This is a genomic window from Streptomyces sp. NPDC028368 (assembly GCF_055565615.1).
Genome location: NZ_JBVHTY010000012.1, coordinates 131,449 through 149,355 on the forward strand (window position 1 = coordinate 131,449; position 17,907 = coordinate 149,355).

General features: G+C 69.9%; 12 protein-coding genes and 1 pseudogene. 7 read left to right on the top strand and 6 right to left on the bottom strand.

Annotated elements, in window-relative coordinates; all coding sequences use genetic code 11:
* Nucleotides 1-40: 40 nt before the first annotated feature.
* A complete protein-coding gene (locus tag ACZ4S3_RS26440; protein ID WP_467938525.1) occupies nucleotides 41-2,131 on the bottom strand; it encodes an N-6 DNA methylase in 2,091 nt (696 codons plus the stop codon).
* Nucleotides 2,132-2,409: 278 nt separating this feature from the next.
* Here ACZ4S3_RS26440 and ACZ4S3_RS26445 point away from each other — a divergent pair, with 278 nt between their 5' ends.
* A complete protein-coding gene (locus ACZ4S3_RS26445) occupies nucleotides 2,410-3,174 on the top strand; it encodes a DUF4190 domain-containing protein (protein WP_467938268.1) in 765 nt (254 codons plus the stop codon).
* 149 nt (nucleotides 3,175-3,323) lie between these two features.
* Here ACZ4S3_RS26445 and ACZ4S3_RS26450 read toward each other — a convergent pair.
* Nucleotides 3,324-3,587, bottom strand: a pseudogene (locus tag ACZ4S3_RS26450) (HNH endonuclease family protein); the annotation flags it as partial.
* Nucleotides 3,588-3,626: 39 nt separating this feature from the next.
* Between ACZ4S3_RS26450 and ACZ4S3_RS26455 the strand changes: the two are divergent.
* Genes ACZ4S3_RS26455 through ACZ4S3_RS26470 form a run of 4 tightly spaced genes read left to right on the top strand, consistent with a single transcriptional unit; the run spans nucleotide 3,627 to nucleotide 9,566 of the window.
* On the top strand, nucleotides 3,627-5,159 hold the full coding sequence (locus ACZ4S3_RS26455; RefSeq protein WP_467938270.1) for a tyrosine-type recombinase/integrase: 1,533 nt from the start codon (nucleotides 3,627-3,629) through the stop codon (nucleotides 5,157-5,159).
* Nucleotides 5,156-6,964 carry a hypothetical protein gene (locus tag ACZ4S3_RS26460; protein ID WP_467938272.1) on the top strand — a complete coding sequence of 603 codons (1,809 nt, stop codon included), beginning with the start codon at nucleotides 5,156-5,158 and terminating at the stop codon, nucleotides 6,962-6,964. The genes ACZ4S3_RS26455 and ACZ4S3_RS26460 overlap by 4 nt, the downstream gene beginning before the upstream one ends.
* Nucleotides 6,961-9,087: a hypothetical protein gene (locus tag ACZ4S3_RS26465; RefSeq protein ID WP_467938274.1), complete on the top strand. Its 2,127-nt coding sequence runs from the start codon at nucleotides 6,961-6,963 to the stop codon at nucleotides 9,085-9,087. The genes ACZ4S3_RS26460 and ACZ4S3_RS26465 overlap by 4 nt, the downstream gene beginning before the upstream one ends.
* Nucleotides 9,084-9,566, top strand: coding sequence for a hypothetical protein (locus tag ACZ4S3_RS26470; protein WP_467938276.1), 483 nt, complete (start codon nucleotides 9,084-9,086; stop codon nucleotides 9,564-9,566). The genes ACZ4S3_RS26465 and ACZ4S3_RS26470 overlap by 4 nt, the downstream gene beginning before the upstream one ends.
* Nucleotides 9,567-9,599: 33 nt before the next feature.
* On the opposite strand, the gene ACZ4S3_RS26475 is transcribed toward ACZ4S3_RS26470, so the two are convergent.
* From ACZ4S3_RS26475 to ACZ4S3_RS26485, 3 genes are all read right to left on the bottom strand, one after another.
* A complete protein-coding gene (locus ACZ4S3_RS26475) occupies nucleotides 9,600-10,331 on the bottom strand; it encodes a hypothetical protein (RefSeq protein WP_467938277.1) in 732 nt (243 codons plus the stop codon).
* A 79-nt stretch (nucleotides 10,332-10,410) separates the two neighbouring features.
* Nucleotides 10,411-11,187 (bottom strand): HNH endonuclease family protein, encoded by a 777-nt coding sequence (locus tag ACZ4S3_RS26480; protein WP_467938278.1) that lies wholly within the window; start codon nucleotides 11,185-11,187, stop codon nucleotides 10,411-10,413.
* A 105-nt stretch (nucleotides 11,188-11,292) separates the two neighbouring features.
* Nucleotides 11,293-11,802 carry an HNH endonuclease family protein gene (locus ACZ4S3_RS26485; protein ID WP_467938280.1) on the bottom strand — a complete coding sequence of 170 codons (510 nt, stop codon included), beginning with the start codon at nucleotides 11,800-11,802 and terminating at the stop codon, nucleotides 11,293-11,295.
* A gap of 100 nt (nucleotides 11,803-11,902) precedes the next feature.
* Here ACZ4S3_RS26485 and ACZ4S3_RS26490 point away from each other — a divergent pair, with 100 nt between their 5' ends.
* Together ACZ4S3_RS26490 and cpt are read left to right on the top strand one after the other, a co-directional pair.
* Nucleotides 11,903-13,393: a DUF2079 domain-containing protein gene (locus tag ACZ4S3_RS26490; RefSeq protein ID WP_467938281.1), complete on the top strand. Its 1,491-nt coding sequence runs from the start codon at nucleotides 11,903-11,905 to the stop codon at nucleotides 13,391-13,393.
* A gap of 17 nt (nucleotides 13,394-13,410) precedes the next feature.
* The gene (gene cpt / locus ACZ4S3_RS26495; protein WP_467938282.1) at nucleotides 13,411-13,968 is read left to right on the top strand and encodes a chloramphenicol phosphotransferase CPT; all 558 of its coding nucleotides are present in this window, start codon (nucleotides 13,411-13,413) and stop codon (nucleotides 13,966-13,968) included.
* Nucleotides 13,969-13,980: 12 nt separating this feature from the next.
* Here the strand turns inward: cpt and mfd are convergent, their stop codons facing one another.
* Nucleotides 13,981-17,622 carry a transcription-repair coupling factor gene (gene mfd / locus ACZ4S3_RS26500; protein ID WP_467938284.1) on the bottom strand — a complete coding sequence of 1,214 codons (3,642 nt, stop codon included), beginning with the start codon at nucleotides 17,620-17,622 and terminating at the stop codon, nucleotides 13,981-13,983.
* Nucleotides 17,623-17,907 lie beyond the last annotated feature (285 nt).

Below are 17,907 nucleotides of genomic sequence, written 5' to 3' on the forward strand. Positions count from 1 at the left end.
GCCCCAACTCCCCATATCCACCGGACAGTTCGGCCGGTGGTCAGTCCGGCGCCACCGACCCGTCGGTGAAGCCGTCGTACAGCCCCTGGACCAGCTGTTCGCCCAGCCGGGAGGCGAGCCGCAGGGCCTCCTCGAAGGCGGCCAGGTCGCGGAACCGCGCGCCGTAGCGCCGCTGCTCGGCGAGCGGGAGGCGGGGCAGCTGGAGGCGGCGGACGTCGAGGCGGGTGGCGGTGGAGGCGTAGCTGCTGGCCTGGCGGTTGTTGGCGGTGCCGCGCAGGAAGCCGGCGAGGAACCAGGGGTCGAGAGCGGCCGGGTCGGGCCGCAGCAGGGTGAGGTTGCGGCCGAGGGCGGCGCCGGCGGTGGCGTCGTCGACGACCCGGGCGATCGCGCCGCCGCCGAGGACGGGGACGACCACATCGCCTTCCTGGACGAGGACCGGCTCCTCCACGGGGCCGGCCGGTGCGGCTTCGGGGAGGGTGCCGGAGGGCGCGGCCGCGCCCATGACGTCGTGGTCGGTGAGGACCGCGAGCGGCGCGCCGGGGGGTGCGGCGCCGGGGCCGCCGGCGCGCAGCACCAGGGCGCCGGAGCGGGCCAGTTCGCCGACGGTGGTCAGCGGCCAGCGGGCCGGGCCCGGGTCCTCGGCGGAGTCCTGGGGCGCGGTGCGGGGGGTGAGCTGGGTGGTACGGGCGAGGGTGTCGGTCAGCCGGTCGCGGACCCGGGCCAGTTCGGCGGGGCCGCCGGCCGCCGCCGGCGGCGGGAGATGGCGGGCCGGGGCGAGGTCGACATCGTCGCCCAGGAGGTCGATGGCGGCCAGCGACCTGCGTACGCCGGGCATTTCCTCGACGCCGCCGTCGCGGTCGAAGGCCTGCCAGGCGTCCATGGCGGTGGCCCGGACGGCCTGCCAGTCGAGCTTGTCGCGGCCCCCGGACACGGCGGGGGCCAGGCCCGCGGTGTCGACGACGAGGAGGTGTGGCGCGGGCCGTGCGCTGCCGTCGGGCTTGCGCAGGACCCAGAGGTGGAGGGGGATGCCGTTGGGCGGGGCGGCGCCTGCGGGCAGCGCGATGACGGCGCGCAGAGCGCCGCGGCGCAGCAGATCGGCGCGGATCCGGCGGCCGGAGCGGCGGGAGGCGGCGGCGGGAGGCATCAGCAGGACGGCGGTGCCGCCCGCGCGCAGCCGGGCCAGCGCGTGCTGGACCCAGGCCAGTTCGGATTCGGTGCGGGCCGGGAAGCCGTACTCCCAGCGGGGGTCGTAGGCCAGCTCGTCATGGCCCCAGTTGCGTTCGTTGAACGGCGGGTGGACCAGTACGGCGTCGGCGGCCAGCTCCGGGAAGGCGTCGGCGCGCAGGGTGTCGGCGGCCCGCACCCGGACCTGGGCGTCGGGGACGCTCAGGGCGAGGCGGAGCGCGGTGAGCGCGGCGAGGTCCGGGTCGGCCTCCTGCGCGTGCAGGGCGAGTGGCGCCGCGTCCGGCTGTTCGGCGGCGCGTTCGTGGGCGGCGGTCAGCAGGGTGCCGACGCCGCAGGCCGGGTCGAGTACGGATACCGACGGGCCGTCCAGGGCGGCCAGTTCGGCCATCAGGGCGGCCGGCCCCGGCGGGGTGAGGGTGTACTGGCGCGGGTTGGCGTCCAGGTGACGGCCGAGCAGGAAGGCGTACGCCTCGGGGGCGCCGTCCAGGGCCGCCAGCTCGGCGGTGGCGCGTACCAGGGCGGCGGAGGGGGCGAGCGCCTCGCGGGTCAGCCCGTGGACGGGGTGGCCGTCGCCGAGCCGGGCGGTCAGGACGGAGTCGAGCATCGCGGGCAGGACGCCGGTGAGGTCCGCGTCATCGGAAGCGGTGCGCAGCTGCCGCCAGGCCGCGGGGCGGTCGCGTACGAGCAGGAGCACGGCGCCGGCCTGCCGCAGCGCGCCCGCGGCGCCGGCCGGATGCCCGACGAGCTGCTGCCAGACCCGCTCACGCAGGGGCACCTCGGCGAGCTTGCCCTGGTCGCGCAGCCACTGCTCGATGGCGCGCAGGGCGAAGGCGGGGCTCGTCTCCGTACCGCCCACCGGCTTGGGGAAGTCGGCGTGCCGGCGGCGCCAGTTGCTGACGGCGGCCCGGCCGACCCCGGCCAGTCGCGCGATGCCGGCGGCGGTCACCTCGGTGGGGCGGTCCGTGGCGCCGACGGCCAGGCCCTCACCTGCGGCGACGTCATCCGTCGCGTTCTGCGTTGGTGCGATGTCCGGCACCTGGCTGGCTCCCGTCCCGATGCGTGACCACTGTGTTCGCAGCATACCCATCCCCACTTGAGTCACCCCTTCACAGCGTGAACTCTTGTGAATCGAGTACTCGTGTTGACTCGATTCACAGCCTCTGTTGTTATTGACCCATCGCTTCAGCGGAACTCGATTCAGCGCCCGGAAGGGGCCACTCCCGCATGTCTCAGCAGATGCACTACCAGCCAGCCCCGCAGGCCCCGGCCCCTCAGACGGCCCGTAACGGCCTCGGCGTCGCCGCTCTGATCCTCGGCATCATCGGCGCGCTCAGCGGCATCCCGATGTTCCTGTTCTGGCTCGCCGGGCCGCTCGGCATCCTGGCCCTGATCTTCGGCCTGGTGGGCATGAGCCGCGCCAAGAAGGGTCAGGCCACCAACAAGGGCGTGGCGGTGACCGGCACGATCCTGGGCGCCCTCGCGATCATCCTGGCGATCGTCGGCGTCATCGTCTCCGTGCTGCTGTTCAAGGGGGCGGTCGACAAGGTCAATGACGAGTACAAGAAGCAGAACGGCAGCAGCGACGTCATCAAGAACCTCGGCGCGGGCGCCGCGGCGAAGTACAACAACGGCCTGCAGGTGACCGTCTCGAAGCCGAGCCCGTACACCGTCGACCCGAACACCCTCATCACCGGCCACACCGACGGCAACAAGGCGTACAAGGTCACCATCACGCTCAAGAACACCGGCAGCAAGGACTTCGAGAACCCCCTCATGACGACCAAGGCGGAGGCCGACGGCAAGAACGCCGAGGAGGTCGACGACGACAAGCACGGCGTGCTCCACCACGACTTCGAGAAGGTGCTCAGCCCCAACGAGGCCTCCAGCGTGGAGATGGTCTTCGACGCGCCGCCGTCCACCAAGGAACTCAACATCAAGATCACGCCGGACCTGATGCTCGACCCCGCGAACTGGAAGCTGTCCCTCTGACCTTCCGCCCTTCCGCCCTTCCGCCCGTAAACGCCGTCGGCCCGGAACCGCACCTACGCGGTTCCGGGCCGACGGCCGTGTACGGGCTACTTCATGCGGCTCCTTCATACGCGCTACTTCATACGCGCATACGCGCTACTTCATACGCGCTACTTCGCCGAGAAGCGCGCCGGCGCCTCCGTAGGGTTCCCGCCGCCCGGCAGCCGCTCCTGCGGGCAGGAATTCAGCACCCGCACCATCGCGTCCTTCTCCGCCCGGGTCACCCACAGCCCGTACTTCTTCTTCACGGCCACCTGGTGGGCGACATAGGTGCAGCGGTACGGCCGGTACGCGGGCAGCCAGGTCGCCGCGTCGCCGTCGCTCTTGCGCCGGTTCGCCGAGGCGTCGACCGCGATCAGGTTCAGCGGGTCATTTATGTGGGCACCCGTAACTGTCTCAAAGGTCACGCCGTTATGCGTACGTACTGCTTGTCTCACGATGGGGAGAGTGGCTTGCGTACTTCAGAAACGACAAAGGCGGGTACTGCTGCTGAAGCAGTCGTCGTCCTCCACCGGACCGCCAGCCGATCGGCTTCGCCAGAAGGGCTCCCCTTCGACGCGAGCGAGGTGCTGAAGAGGGCTTCGGTGCGCGAAGGCCGACCATTCATTCTTGCGCCGGATGGCAGCTACGACCTCGAACTGAACCGGTTCTTGCGGGACATGGAGAACTGGGGCGTGAGGTCGGAGAACGGCGTCATCGGCTACAGCACCGACATCATGCTGTACTGCCGATTCCTGCACGAGTCCCGTGGCGGCAAAGCCATCTGGGAGACGGACAGCGCCGACCTCCGGGCCTACAAGGCGGTCCGGTTGAGGGGCGAGGGCCCGGGCCAGGTGTCGGTGAGCACGTGGAACCGCTCCGTGGCCGCGCTCGACAAGTGGGCGCAGTGGTCCCGGTACGAGCAGTTGCTGAGCGACGAGCCGTTCCGCTACGTCGACAAGACCGTCATGTCGCCACAGGGGCCAAAGCGAGTACGGGTGAACGCGGACGCGGAACCCGATGCCCCGGAGAAACCGATCGCGTTCCTCTCCCACGAGGACTTCATGCTCTGGCGGGACGTGGGACTGCGCGGTCTGCTGCCGAACGGTGCCCCCGATCCTGGCTGGAAGGGCCAGAACGGTGAGCGCAACGCCCTCTTCGCCGACCTGCTCGTCTGCACCGGCATGCGTCTCGGCGAGGCGTCGAGCCTGCTGACGACGGAGCTTCCGCCGGTGCACGGCCGGCGGATTCTCGGCGACATCACGGTCTCGGCCGCTGTGGCCAAGCGGCGCAAGGCCAGGACTGTGTACGTGCGCCGAAGGGTGGCCCGGGATCTGCACCACTACGTCGACATCGAACGCGACGAGCTGGTACAGCGACGGCGTACCCAGGGAACGTACGAGGCAAGCGCGGACTCGATGCTCGTGCGGCGCGCGAACCGGAACGCCCTGGCAGTCGAGGGCGGATCCTCGTGGGCGTACTCCCGAATCGGCGCATCGGACCGCCGACGGCTCACGCAGGTCGACGGGCAGGGCGCGCCGGTCGGACCGCTATGGCTGTGGCTGGGAGAGAACGGGCTACCGCTGCGGAGCTCGACCTGGCAGTCGGCCTTCCGGAGGGCGAACGAACGGTGCGCGAAGTTCGGCCTCGACTTCGACGTACATCCTCATACGCTGCGGCACACCTTCGCCGTCCACATGCTCGGGCTCCTGCTGCGGCAGACCGTCAAAGCGCTGGGGATGCGCGAGGACCGGCGGTTCACGCACGCAGAGGTCAAGCGGCTGCTAATCGGCAATCCCATGAGGAAACTCCAGTTGCTGCTCGGCCACAGCCACGAGGCGACGGTCTACACCTACCTCGATGTCCTCGACGAGGCCCAGGAGATCGTGCTGGCCGCGTTGGACGAATGGGATGACCAGGCTGCCGCGTTCGATCGGGTCCAGGCAGCTGAGGGAGGCGAGGAGTGAGCGCGCGCCGCGTCAGGTTCCCCGCCGGCGCCGAGCCCCCCACCCCGGCAGAGCCCGTGCCGTCGATCGGCCCGGTGGTCTTCACCGTCGACCTGAACGGAGTCGCCGAACACACCGATCTGTCCGACCTCCCCTGCCGCCGTCTGGCGCGGGCGCTCGCTGCGGCACTCGCCCTGGTCGTCTCCACTCCCGGCACACTGCGCGACCGCAGCGCGTTTCGCTACGTCGTCAAACGCATCAGGGAGTTCGTCGAGTTCACCGCCGCCGCACTGCCCGACCAGCGCGAGGCCCTCACCCTCGACGAACTGGAACCGGAACTCCTGGACGCGTTCGAGCTGCGGCTGACTGTCCAGTACGGGGAAACCAGCAAAGAGCCGTATCTGACCATGACCTATCTCGTGCGCCTGCTGAGGCTGGTGCACGAAGCGCACCCCGGCGCCTTCGACACCGCGTTCCACGCCCGGCTCGGATTCACCTCGGCCACCGCGCAGCGCGCGACCAAGCCCCTGGACGCCTATCCCCTGCCCGTGCTCGACGCGCTGGAGACCGCCGCCCGGTCCGACATCGCGAGAATCCGCGACCGGATTCTCGAAGGCGAGAGCCTTGCCGCAACAGGCCGGGATCCCCTCCTCTTCGGCTGGGACCGGCTGGAGAACGTTCTGTGGCGCATCCAGCACCGTGGTCCGCTGACCGCCGACGACGTCTCGTACAAGGTGCTCCGCCCCTGGGGCGGCAGGAAGGAACTCAACGGCCGCCTGCATCTGACACCTCGGGACCTGGTGCCGTTCCTGGTTCTGCTGGCCTGCCAGACCGGGATGGAGCCCGAGTGCATCAGGCAGTTGCGGTCCGACTGCCTGGGCAATCCCGCTCGCGGCTACATCAGCGTCGCCTACGTCAAGAAGCGTGCTCACGGGGCCTCGAACAAGACGATCAGGGTTACTGACGGCGGATCGCTGCGCTTCCCGGGAGGGGTCATCCGACTGGCCCTGCGCCTGACGCGGCGTACCCGGGAACTGACCGGGAGCGAGGCGCTCTGGTGCGACGTCGACGGACTCGGCAGGGCCCGTGCCCCGTTCTCCGCGCTGCACGCCTGGTCGGCGGTCACGCGCGAGTGGATGACCCAGCACGGGTTGGACGCGCTGAAGGACCGTGGAGGCGTGCAGGTCCGGCTGGACCTGCGCCGTGTGCGCAAGACCTACAAGTCCCGCCAGTATCTGCAAGCTGGCGGGGTGCTGGAGGACTTCGCCACCGGCCACACCCGCAAGGTCGCAGCGAAGCACTACGCGGACATCGACGCCCACCAGGAGACCCACGAGCAGGCGGTGGAAGCAGGGCTGGAGCAGGCGCTGGGTGCCACTCTGGCCCCGCCTGTGGTGATGTCCGACGACGGCACCCGCCTGGATGGGGGCGCCACCGAGCTGGAGCCCCAGGAGGTAACGGCGGCGCTGTCCGGTGAGAAGGACGTGTGGCTGGCATCGTGCCGGAACTTCTTCGCCTCCCCCTTCGCGCTCAAGCCTGGTTCGGCGTGCCCGGTTCCGGCCTGGGGCTGTCTGGAGTGTCCGAACGCGGTGTTCACGAGCCGCCATCTGCCGAGCGTGCTGTCCTTCCTGGACTTCATCGAGCGGCAGCGTGAGGAGTACTCGACCGCCGAGTGGAGCGCACGCTACGGGCTCGCCAGGGAGCGCATCGTCCACGGGATCCGTGCCCGCTTCAGCACGCAGCAGATCACGGAGGCCCAGTCCATCGCGGAAGGCGACGGGCCACGGCTGGCACTGCCTTCCTCCTTCCTGGAGGTGATCGCGTGACCACCGCTCCACAGCCCTCACCCCGGCAGGCCGAGGCGGTCGCGCATGATGCATACGTCCTTCCCGAGCAGCTGACGGTCGGCAAGGACAGCAGAGGCCCGCTCTTCGCCGAGGACATCTGGGACCTGCGGTGTGTACTGCCCCGCACCTGGCGCACCTGGCGGCTGGACTTCACTCAGCTCGCCGATCCCGTCGCCCGCAGGACGGCGAAGGAGTACATCCACTCGCGTCTGCATCGTGGAGGCAACGGAGCCGGGCCACTCAAAGCCACAGCGGCAGCGGGCGAGTTGAGAGTGCTGGTCGCTGTTCTGCGGGATCTGCGCGAGGCCGGCGCCGCCTGTCTGGCCGATGTGGAGCGGACCCACTTGGACACCGCGCTGGAGAAGTGGAAGTCCAGCCCGCATACCGCAGTACAGAACGTGACCCTGCTCAAGCATCTGTCCGCGCACGGGGGGTTCCTGTCTCAGGACCGCCTGGGTGTACTTCCGTGGAACGGCCGCAGCGCGTACGGCGTCGCAGGCGTTCAGCGGGTCATGGGCGAGAACTCGACCCCTCGTATCCCCGAGGAGGTCCTCGTGCCCCTGCTCAAGGCTGCCGTGTTCTACGTGGACACAGCCAGCGCGGACATCCTCGCCGCGCAAGGGGAGGTGGAAGCGCTCGACGACATCCGGGACAGATCACCGCTGGGCCACGGACAGGCGAAAGAGCGCGTGCTGGACTTCATCGCGACGCGACGGGCTCACGGCCGCGGCATCCCCGCCACCCCCCGTCAAGTGGCGCACACCGTTCCGACTGCCGCCATCATCGATGGCGTGGTGCAGGCCCCCAACCACACCCTCATCTCGCGTCTCGCCGGCTGCGGTCGCGCGGAGCATCTGCGTCCGCTCATGAACCAGGCCGGTGAGGAACTCGGCTACGAGGAAGGCGGCCTGGACACACTCATGTCGGAATGGCCTGATTCCGGAGCATGCTGGCGGCCCCGGCTTGATCAGTTCAGCCTCCAGAACGAGCTGTCGTTCCTGCGCACGGCATGCTGGATCGTCATCGCCTACCTGTCGGGGATGAGAGACGTCGAGGTGCGGGAACTGGGCCGCGAGTGCGCGTTCACCGAGCCGGGTGCGGACGGCCGGACCCGCTACAAACTCCGCGGCCGCGTCTACAAGGGCCGTGGCCGCAGACTCAGCGGTGACGAGGCAGAGTGGGTGGTCCTGAAGATCGTCCACCGAGCCGTCGACGTACTCCTGCAGATCAACGACGACCCCGGCCACCTCTTCGGATTCGACGGCGGCGGCAGTAACGGATACGTCCTGCTGAGCAACATGCCCGTGCGCATCCGTGCCTTCCGTGACCACCTCAACGAGCTGTTCAGCGACGGAGGAACCCTCTTCGTGCCGTCTGTCACAGCGATGCCTGCCGATGACGCCACGGACACCGACGGCGATCTGACGGAACACGTTCTTCCCTGGGCGTTCGATACCCAACAGTTCCGCCGCACGTTGGCCTGGCACATCGCCCATCAGCCCTTCGGGGTCGTCGCCGGTGCCCGGCAGTACAAACACGCCGCGATCACCATGTTCGAGGGCTACGCGGGCACCTCCGCCTCGGGCTTCGCCGACGAGGTCGCGGCCGAGGAGGCCGTCGCCAAGCTTGACTACGTCGAGGACCTCTACCACGACTGGAACGAGGGGGGCCCGTCCGCCGGCGCAGCTGCCCAGCGCATCGAGGCGGAGTTCGACCGCATCCGCAATGAGCTGGGCGACCTTCCCGGTGCAGTGGCCAGCTCAGCCCGGTTGCGGACGCTATTGCGGCACCTGACCAGGACCCTCCATCCCGGCGTCCTGAACGACTGCTTCTACCAGGCCGAGACGGCCGTCTGCCGCAAGCGTGCGAAGCCTCTGGGTCGACCTGTACCGATGCTCGACATGTGTATGCGCTGCCCCAACTCCCGTCGCTCCACGGTCCATGCGCCACGTCTGGAGCATGCCCGCGACATGGCACAGGCCGAGCTCACGGACACGGGCTGCCTGCCACCCCTCCAGCAGCTCGCCATCACCGAGCACCTGGCCACGCTCACCCGCCTGATCGCCGAGATCCACCACGAGGAAGCTCCCGCATCGCTATGACCGACGACACGCACCGGACCGTCCAGGTCGCCTTCGACCGGCTGGCCCGTGAGCACCCGCACCTGGGCGACATCGACCGCAAGATCATGCGCGCCTTCGAGCAACTGATGCTCGGATACCCCGAGATCACTGACGGCCGCACCTCGGCGGTGAACATCTGCACCGAGGCTGGCGTCTCCCGAGCTTCGTACTACCGCTCTCCCGTCTCCGCCGTCATCAAGGAGATCATCGCGGCCCCGGAGACCAGACGTCCCGAAGCCGACGAGCTCAGCCAGGAGGTCGCACGCCTGAAGAAGGCAGAGCGGGAACTCCGTAGCGAGAAGGCGAGCGAGATCCGGGAGCTGCGATCCACTGTCACGACGTACGCCAACCAGATCCAAGTCCTCACGCTGAGGAACGCTGAGCTGGAAGCAGACGCTCGCAAGCTCCGCCAGGCGCTGTCGGAAGAGTGCCACAGCACCGTGAGGCCCCTGCGGTGAGACCCCACAGCCTGGAATCCGGTACTCGACCGCTCATGGTGAGCGGTCGAGTACCGGATTCCAGGCGAACCAGTCCAGTACCTCGGCACCCAGGTCATAGGGGGCACTGAGAAGCGCTCGCTCGACCTCAGGCAGGTCGTCATGGACAATGGCAGGCGCTTTCTCCATGATCTCGGAGAAGTCCATCTCATAGACGGTCTTGAGGCGCTCGACGAACTCGGGATCCGCGCCGCGAAGACGGTCGATCGCGGCACGTACGCGAGGCTCCCAGGCTGGCATCCCGAAGTGGTCGGACCCACCCATGCTCGATACCGCGGCCAAGAGCGTGAACTCCTCGGGCGAGAACTCTTCCTCAAGAAACATCAGGTAGTTGATGCGTTGCTTCGCATGCTTCTTGATCTCACCCAGGGCGCCGTATCCGAACTGCGTCAGTGTGCCGGACGTACCGGGCCAGATGAGCTCACGGTCGAGGATGCGCCTCTCGAATCGCAGTAGGGCATAACTCGCGTCGCTCTTCACCGCTTCAAGTGCCTGGTGGTAGACCCACGTGTTCCGCGCGAACATGACGCCGTCGTGCAGGCCGTTGCGACGCCCTCGCGCGCCCGCATGGGCGTCCTCGATGGGGCCGTTACGCCACACCAGTTGAGTGATGCCGACCGCAGCTGCGTTGGCGAGGTTTCCCACCTCTGGAGTGACTCCAAGGGAAGCCAGGTGTTTGCGTGCATACGAGATGGCAGTTGCGTAATCGAACTCAGTCTCCGTCACGGATTTCTCCAGCACTCAAGATCCGCCGCGAGGCGGCAGATGCTCATCCCCCGCGCCGGGCTGCGTCACGAACACTGCCTCACCCGCCGCACTGAGCCATCATCGCTCGCTTGTCCGTCGGCGTCACCGAAAGTTCGTACTTCTCCGCCACCTGCGCGAAGCGCACCGCGTACGAACAACGGATCTCCTTGCTGGGGGGCAGCCAGGACGCCGGTCCTGAGTCCCGCTTCGAGGAGTTGGTGGAGCCCGAAACCGGCAGAAGATTCAGAACATCATTGGCCAGCCGTTGCCGCTTTGCCTTGCCCCAGCGGGCGGCGCCCATCTGCCAGGCGTACGAAAGCGGCACCATGTGATCTATCTGGACCTCCATTGCCTCCGCCTTCTTCCAGGCGATGTCCGTGCCGGTGTACGGATCGTGCAGGGTCATCGAGACGACCACACAGTCGGAGCCCACTCGGAAGCTGAGACTCTGACCATCGCGTTGGATCAGATCGTTTCGCGTGTCACAACCATTCCGCGCCAGCGGTACCCCGTCGGCAGTGTCCATCCACGCGTAGCCGAACTCGTCCCGCGCGTACCCCGTCTTCGGTCCTCTTCCCTTGGTGGACACCTTGGCGATCAGGTCGCGGGCCGCCGACTCGTCCTCCTCGGAGGTGATCGAGGCCAGTCCCGACTTCGTGCCGTCCGGGTTGGCCAGGGGGCTGGTTCCGTGCCCGCCCGATGCTGACGAGCCGCCGCCCGGCGAACCGCTCTCGTCGGAGAGGTCGCTTCCCGTGCAGCCTGCCAGCACTGCCCCGAGTACCAGCACGACACAGCCGGTAGCCCTCCCACGAGCAGCCCGGATCGCGCATCCCATCGCTTCCCCACCCCTCCGTCTGCTACCGAGTCGAAACATGCTCCGCGTGAGACACAGCTCGGGCGTTCGGACACCCTGCCCATGAGACACATCAGCATGAGACATCTACGCCGCCAACATAAGGTCATTGGCGAGCGCGATCCGCTTACGGGCCGGCCACCGCCCCGCCCCCTTCTGCCAGGCATCCGACAGCGCGACGACGTGATCGATGTCCACCTTGCTGCGGCCCCGCGTGTAGCCGATCGCCTCGCCCGTGTACGGGTCCTTGCCCAGCGTCCCCGAGAGGACGACGCACCGCCCGCCCCGGAGGGTGACGCCCTGCAGATCGCGCCGGAGGATGTCGTCGCGGGTGTCGCAGCCGTTGCCGTCGGTGTCCGCCCAGGCCGTGCCGAAGCGGTTCCGGGCGTAACCGGTTTTCGGGGCGCGGCCCTTGACCTCCAGTGCGGCGGCGGCCCGCAGCGCGCTGCCCCGAGCCGCCGGACCCGCCTTGCCGTCCGCGGCCCGGCCGTCGCGCGTTTCGTCCGGGGAGCAGCCGGTGAGGGTGAGCAGAGCGGCCAGTGCGGTGGCGGTGGCCGCGGTCAGGGGCGGCGCGGCGCGGCGGGCGGTGGGTATCACGGCAGGAGTCCAATCCGGGAGCGTGGCCAGGGGCGGGCGCCCGGTCCGGTCCGGTTCGCCGCTTCGAGTATCTTTTCGGAAATTGAGAGTGAGGACCCCCATGGACACGGCCGCAGCAACGGCCGCGGGCGGCAGCCCCGGACTCCCGCACCAGGCCGCCGACACCGGCTCCGCGACCGCGGCCACCGGCGTACCGGACACCGCCCCCGGCCGCCTGCGCAGCGCCGCGCACCGCTTGCGCGCGCCGCACCTGGACCCGTACTGGACCGCCGCGTTCTTCTTCGTCGCGTTCGCCGTGCTGTCCATCTGCCACTACCGCACGATGTCCAACTCGTCCTGGGATCTGGGCATTTTCGAGCAGGCGATACGGGGCTACGCCCACCTACAGGCGCCGATCGTCGACCTCAAGGGCCCCGGCACCAACGTCCTCGGCGACCACTTCAGCCCCGTACTGATCGTGCTCGCCCCGCTCTACCGCCTGCTCCCCTCACCGCTGACCCTGCTCCTCGCGCAGGCCGCGCTGTTCGCGGTGTCCGCGATCCCGGTCACACGCGCCGCCGCCCGCTCGCTGGGCCGCCTCCCCGGACTGGCCATCGGCATCGCCTACGGCCTCTCCTGGGGCGTGCAGAAGGCCGTCGACTTCGACTTCCACGAAATCGCCTTCGCGCTGCCGCTGATCGCCTTCGCCCTGGAAGCGGTGCTGCGCGGGCGCTGGACCGCGGCGGTGTGCTGGGCCGCGCCCCTGGTGCTGGTCAAGGAGGACCTGGGCGTCACCGCCGCCGCCATCGGCGCGCTCGTCCTGATCCGCACCCGCCGGGCGGCGCCGCTGCCCATCGCCCTGGTCGTCTTCGGACTCACCGCCACCGCCCTCACCCTCGGCGTGATCATCCCCGCCTTCAACGGCTCCGGCTCGTACGACTACTGGACCAAGCTCGGCGCCGCCGGCGGCGCGGCCCCCACCATTCCCCCCGACACCGCCGTACGCACCATCCTGTGGGTCCTGCTCCCCACCACCGGCCTGCTCGCGCTCCGCTCCCCCCTTCTCCTGGCCGCGCTGCCGACCCTGGGCTGGCGGTTCCTCTCCCACGAACCGCACTACTGGGGCATCGACTGGCACTACAACGCCGTCCTGATGCCGGTGGTCTTCCTCGCGCTCATCGACGCCCTGCCGCGCACCCGCTTCTCGCCCCGCCCGTGGCTGCGCGCGTACGCCCATCACCTGCCGGCCGCCGCCCTGGCCGCCGCGCTCGCGCTGACCACCACGCTCCCGCTGTCCCGCCTCACCGACGCCGCCACCTACCGCATACCGCCGGGCGTCGCGGCCGCCGAGCGGCTGCTGCAGCGGATACCCGACGGCGCGAGCGTGGAGTCCGACATCCAGCCGCTCAGCCGCCTCACCAGCCGCACCCGGGTCTTCTGGACCGGCGACACCCCCGGCATCTCACCCGACTACATCGCCGTCCGGCGCCCCGCCGACCGCACCCCCCGTCAGGCCCTCGCCGACGCCGCGGCCCGCCACCCCCAGTCCGCCTACGTCCTCCTGGGCGGCGCCGGGGACCTCCTGGTATTTCACCGGACATCCGCCCGCTGACTGTTTACGGTGACGCGATGACCCGTCACACTTCCCGCCCGACCGACGTGATCGTCCTCAACGGCGGCTCCAGCTCCGGCGGCTCCACCCTCGCCCGCGCCCTCCAGGAAACCCTCCCCCGCCCCTGGCTGACCTTCGGCGTCGACACCTTCGTGGACGCCCTGCCGCCCGCCCTGATGGCCTCCCCGGACGGCCTGGTGCTCACATCCGACGGCGGAGTATCGGTCGGACCGGCCTTCCGCGCCCTGGAGAACGGCTGGCTCCACGGGATCGCCGCCATGGCCCGTACCGGCACCGGCGTCATCGTCGACGAGGTCTTCCTCTCCGGCCACGAAGGCCAGGCCCGCTGGCGGGCCGCACTGGACGGCCTCACGGTGCTGTGGGTCGGCGTCCGCTGCGCCCCCGAGGCCGCCACCGCCCGCGAACTGGCCCGCGGCGACCGGGTGGCGGGCATGGCCGCCGCCCAGGCGGAGCTGGTCCACAACGGCGTCATCTACGACATCGAGGTGGACACCACGCACACCGACGCCCTCACCTGCGCCCGGCACGTCGCGGCTCATGTGGTGGGGCCCTGAGGGCCCCTCCTCCTACGCCCCCAGGATCGTCGTCAGGAACTCCCCCACCCACGACAGCAGTTCCCGCCCCACCAGCGGCTTGCCGCCGATCTTGCCGGTGGTCGGGCGCGGCACCAGGATCTGCTTGGTGGCCGGCTTGAGGACCGTGCGGGGATACAACCGCTTAAGGCGCAGCTCCTGCGACTCCCTCAACTCCACCGGCCCGAAGCGGATGTTGGAGCCCTGGAGGGTGATGTCCGAGACGCCGCAGGCGCGGGCGAGCATGCGCAGGCCGGCGACCAGGAGGAGGTTCTCGACGGGCTCGGGCAGCTTGCCGTAGCGGTCGGTCAGCTCCTCGCGGACGGCGGCGATGTCCTCCTCCGAGGTGGCGGAGGCGATCGCGCGGTAGGCCTGGAGGCGCAGCCGCTCGCCGGGGGCGTAGTCGTGCGGGACGTGGGCGTCGACGGGAAGCTCGATCTTGACCTCGAGCGGCGGCTCCTCCTCCACACCGCCCTCCAGGGAGGCGCGGTAGTCGGCGACCGCCTCGCCCACCATCCGTACGTAGAGGTCGAAGCCGACGCCGGCGATATGGCCGGACTGCTCGCCGCCGAGGAGGTTTCCGGCGCCGCGGATTTCGAGGTCCTTCATCGCGACGTACATGCCCGCGCCCATCTCGGTGTGCTGGGCGATGGTCGCCAGCCGCTCGTGCGCGGTCTCCGTGAGCGGCTTCTCCGGCGGGTAGAGGAAGTAGGCGTAGCCGCGGTCGCGGCCCCGGCCGACGCGGCCGCGCAGCTGGTGGAGCTGGGAGAGGCCGAAGTTGTCGCCGCGCTCGACGATCAGGGTGTTGGCGTTGGAGATGTCGATGCCCGATTCGACGATCGTGGTGGAGACCAGGACGTCGAACTTCTTCTCCCAGAAGTCGACCACGACCTGCTCCAGTTGGGACTCGCCCATCTGGCCGTGTGCCGTCTGGATGCGGGCCTCGGGGACGATCTCGCGCAGGCGGGCGGCCGCGCGGTCGATGGACTCGACGCGGTTGTGGATGTAGAAGACCTGGCCCTCGCGCAGGAGTTCGCGGCGGATGGCGGCGCCGATCTGCTTCTGCTCGTAGGGGCCGACGAACGTCAGGACCGGGTGGCGCTCCTCGGGCGGGGTGGTGATCGTGGACATCTCGCGGATGCCCGTGACCGCCATCTCGAGCGTACGGGGGATGGGGGTGGCCGACATGGTCAGGACGTCGACGTTGGCGCGGAGCTTCTTGAGCTGCTCCTTGTGCTCGACGCCGAAGCGCTGCTCCTCGTCGACGATGACCAGGCCCAGGTCCTTGAACTTGGTCTCGGCGGAGAACAGGCGGTGGGTGCCGATGACGAGGTCGACCGAGCCTTCCCGCAGCCCTTCCAGGACGGCCTTGGCCTCGGTGTCGGTCTGGAAGCGGGACAGCGCCTTGACGTTGACCGGGAACTGGCCGTACCGCTCGCTGAACGTCCCGTAGTGCTGCTGGACGAGGAGGGTCGTGGGGACCAGGACGGCGACCTGCTTGCCGTCCTGGACGGCCTTGAAGGCGGCGCGGACCGCGATCTCGGTCTTGCCGTAGCCGACGTCGCCGCAGATCAGACGGTCCATCGGGACCGACTTCTCCATGTCCTCCTTGACCTCGGCGATGGTGGTGAGCTGGTCGGGCGTCTCCGCGTACGGGAAGGCGTCCTCCAGCTCGCGCTGCCAGGGGGTGTCCGGGCCGAAGACGTGGCCGGGGGCCGCCATCCGGGCGGAGTAGAGCTTGATCAGATCGGCGGCGATCTCCTTGACGGCCTTCTTGGCGCGCGCCTTGGTCTTGGTCCAGTCGGCGCCGCCGAGGCGGTGCAGGGTGGGGGCCTCGCCGCCCACGTACTTGGTGACCTGCTCCAGCTGGTCGGTGGGGATGTAGAGGCGGTCGCCGGGCTGGCCGCGCTTGGCGGGGGCGTACTCGACGAGGAGGTATTCGCGGGTGGCGCCCTGGACCGTGCGCTGCACCATCTCGATGTAGCGGCCGACGCCGTGCTGCTCGTGGACGATGAAGTCGCCCGCCTCCAGGGTGAGCGGGTCGATGGTCTTGCGGCGGCGGGCCGGCATCCGGGCGCCGTCCTTGCCGGCCGCCTTCTGGCCGGAGAGGTCGGTCTCGGTCAGGACGGCGAGCCTGAGCTGCGGGTCGACGAAGCCGTTGTCGAGGGAGCCGCAGGACACGTGCACGAGGGCGGGCGAGATCTCGGCGAGCTCGCCGTCCAGGCGGGCGGGGATGCCCTCGCCGCTGAGCACCTCGACCGTACGGGCCGCGGGGCCGTGCGCCTCGGTGACGTACACCGTGCGCCAGCCGTCGGCGAGCCACTGCTTGGTGTCGGACAGCGCCCGCTGGGTGTCGCCGCGGTACATCTCCGGGGCGTGCATGGCCAGCTTGAGGGTGTCGCCGTCCAGCTCCATCGCCTCGTCCGCGGCACTGCTCCCGACGTCACCGGAGGTGCTGCTCCCGACGTCACCAGAGGTGCTGCCACCGATGTCACCAGAGGTGCTGCCACCGATGTCACCAGAGGTGAACTGCGAGACGGACCACCACATCATGCCCAGCTCGCGGGCCCGGTCGCGGACGTCCGCGATGCCCCGCAGGGAGGCCGCACCGACGTCGATCGGGGCCTCGCCGCCGCCGGCGCTCGCCGCCCAGGACGCCTGCAGAAACTCCTGGCTCGTCGCCACCAGGTCGGCGGCCCGCGTACGCACCCGCTCCGGGTCGCACACCACGGCCATCGAGCCCTCGGGCAGCACGTCCAGCAGCAGCTCCATATCGTCCACCAGGACCGGGGCCAGCGACTCCATGCCCTCGACGGCGATCCCCTCGGCGATCTTGCCGAGGAGTTCGCCCAGCTCCGGGTGGAGCTCGGCGAGCGCCGCGGCCCGCTCGCGTACCTCGGCGGTCAGCAGCAGCTCGCGGCACGGCGGCGCCCACAGGCCGTGCTCGGCGACCTCCAGGGACCGCTGGTCGGCGACCTTGAAGTAGCGGATCTCCTCGACGTCGTCGCCCCAGAACTCCACCCGGAGCGGGTGCTCCTCGGTGGGCGGGAAAACGTCCAGAATGCCACCGCGGACCGCGAACTCGCCGCGCTTCTCGACCAGTTCGACGCGCGCGTACGCGGCCGCCGCCAGCCCTTCGACGATCTCTTCCAGGTCGGCGCTCTGCCCCGTCCGCAGGCTCACAGGCTCCAGGTCGCCCAGCCCCTTGACCTGCGGCTGGAGTACGGAGCGGATGGGCGCGACAACGACCGAGACGGGGCCCGCCGTCGGGTCGTCCTTGCGCGGGTGGGCGAGCCGGCGCAGCACCGCGAGGCGGCGGCCGACGGTGTCCGAGCGCGGCGAGAGCCGCTCGTGCGGCAGCGTCTCCCAGGACGGGAACTCGACGACGGAGTTGTCCTCACCGGCCGGCATCAGCGTGCGCAGCGCCGCGGCCAGGTCCTCGGCCTCGCGCCCGGTGGCGGTCACCGCGAGCACCGTGCGGCGGGACTCCCTGGCCAGCGCCGCCACCGCGAAGGGGCGGGCGGCGGGCGGCCCGACCAGATCCACATGCGGCCGGTGGCCCTCGGCCGCGGCCTGCACCGCTTCGGCGAGCGCCGGGTCCCGTACGACGGCGTCGAGCAGACCAGTCAGGCTCATGAAAAGGCTTCCGTCCCAGGAGGCGAGAGCGCTGTCGATCGCAAGAGACCGCGGTGGATCGCAAGTGATCAACGCGCACTGAACAACGCGAGCAGCCCGACACGTCGCACGTGCCGGGGTTGCCCACCATACGCCCGGTCACCGACAACCGGCCGCCCGAGCGGATGACGGAGGGCCCGGCCCCGCCAGGGCCGGGCCCGGCTGTCCACGTAGCGGGAAACCGCGTTCCGCATACCGACCCCGCGTGGAAGGGTGTGGGCTACATGCAACGGTCGGCGGCGGAGG

Coding starts and splice junctions, on each gene's coding strand:
- ACZ4S3_RS26490 (WP_467938281.1), top strand. CDS start 11,903: ATGGACACGGCCGCAGCAACGGCCGCGGGCGGCAGCCCCGGACTCCCG.
- ACZ4S3_RS26480 (WP_467938278.1), bottom strand. CDS start 11,187: ATGGGATGCGCGATCCGGGCTGCTCGTGGGAGGGCTACCGGCTGTGTC.
- cpt (WP_467938282.1), top strand. CDS start 13,411: ATGACCCGTCACACTTCCCGCCCGACCGACGTGATCGTCCTCAACGGC.
- ACZ4S3_RS26470 (WP_467938276.1), top strand. CDS start 9,084: ATGACCGACGACACGCACCGGACCGTCCAGGTCGCCTTCGACCGGCTG.
- ACZ4S3_RS26455 (WP_467938270.1), top strand. CDS start 3,627: ATGCGTACGTACTGCTTGTCTCACGATGGGGAGAGTGGCTTGCGTACT.
- mfd (WP_467938284.1), bottom strand. CDS start 17,622: ATGAGCCTGACTGGTCTGCTCGACGCCGTCGTACGGGACCCGGCGCTC.
- ACZ4S3_RS26445 (WP_467938268.1), top strand. CDS start 2,410: ATGTCTCAGCAGATGCACTACCAGCCAGCCCCGCAGGCCCCGGCCCCT.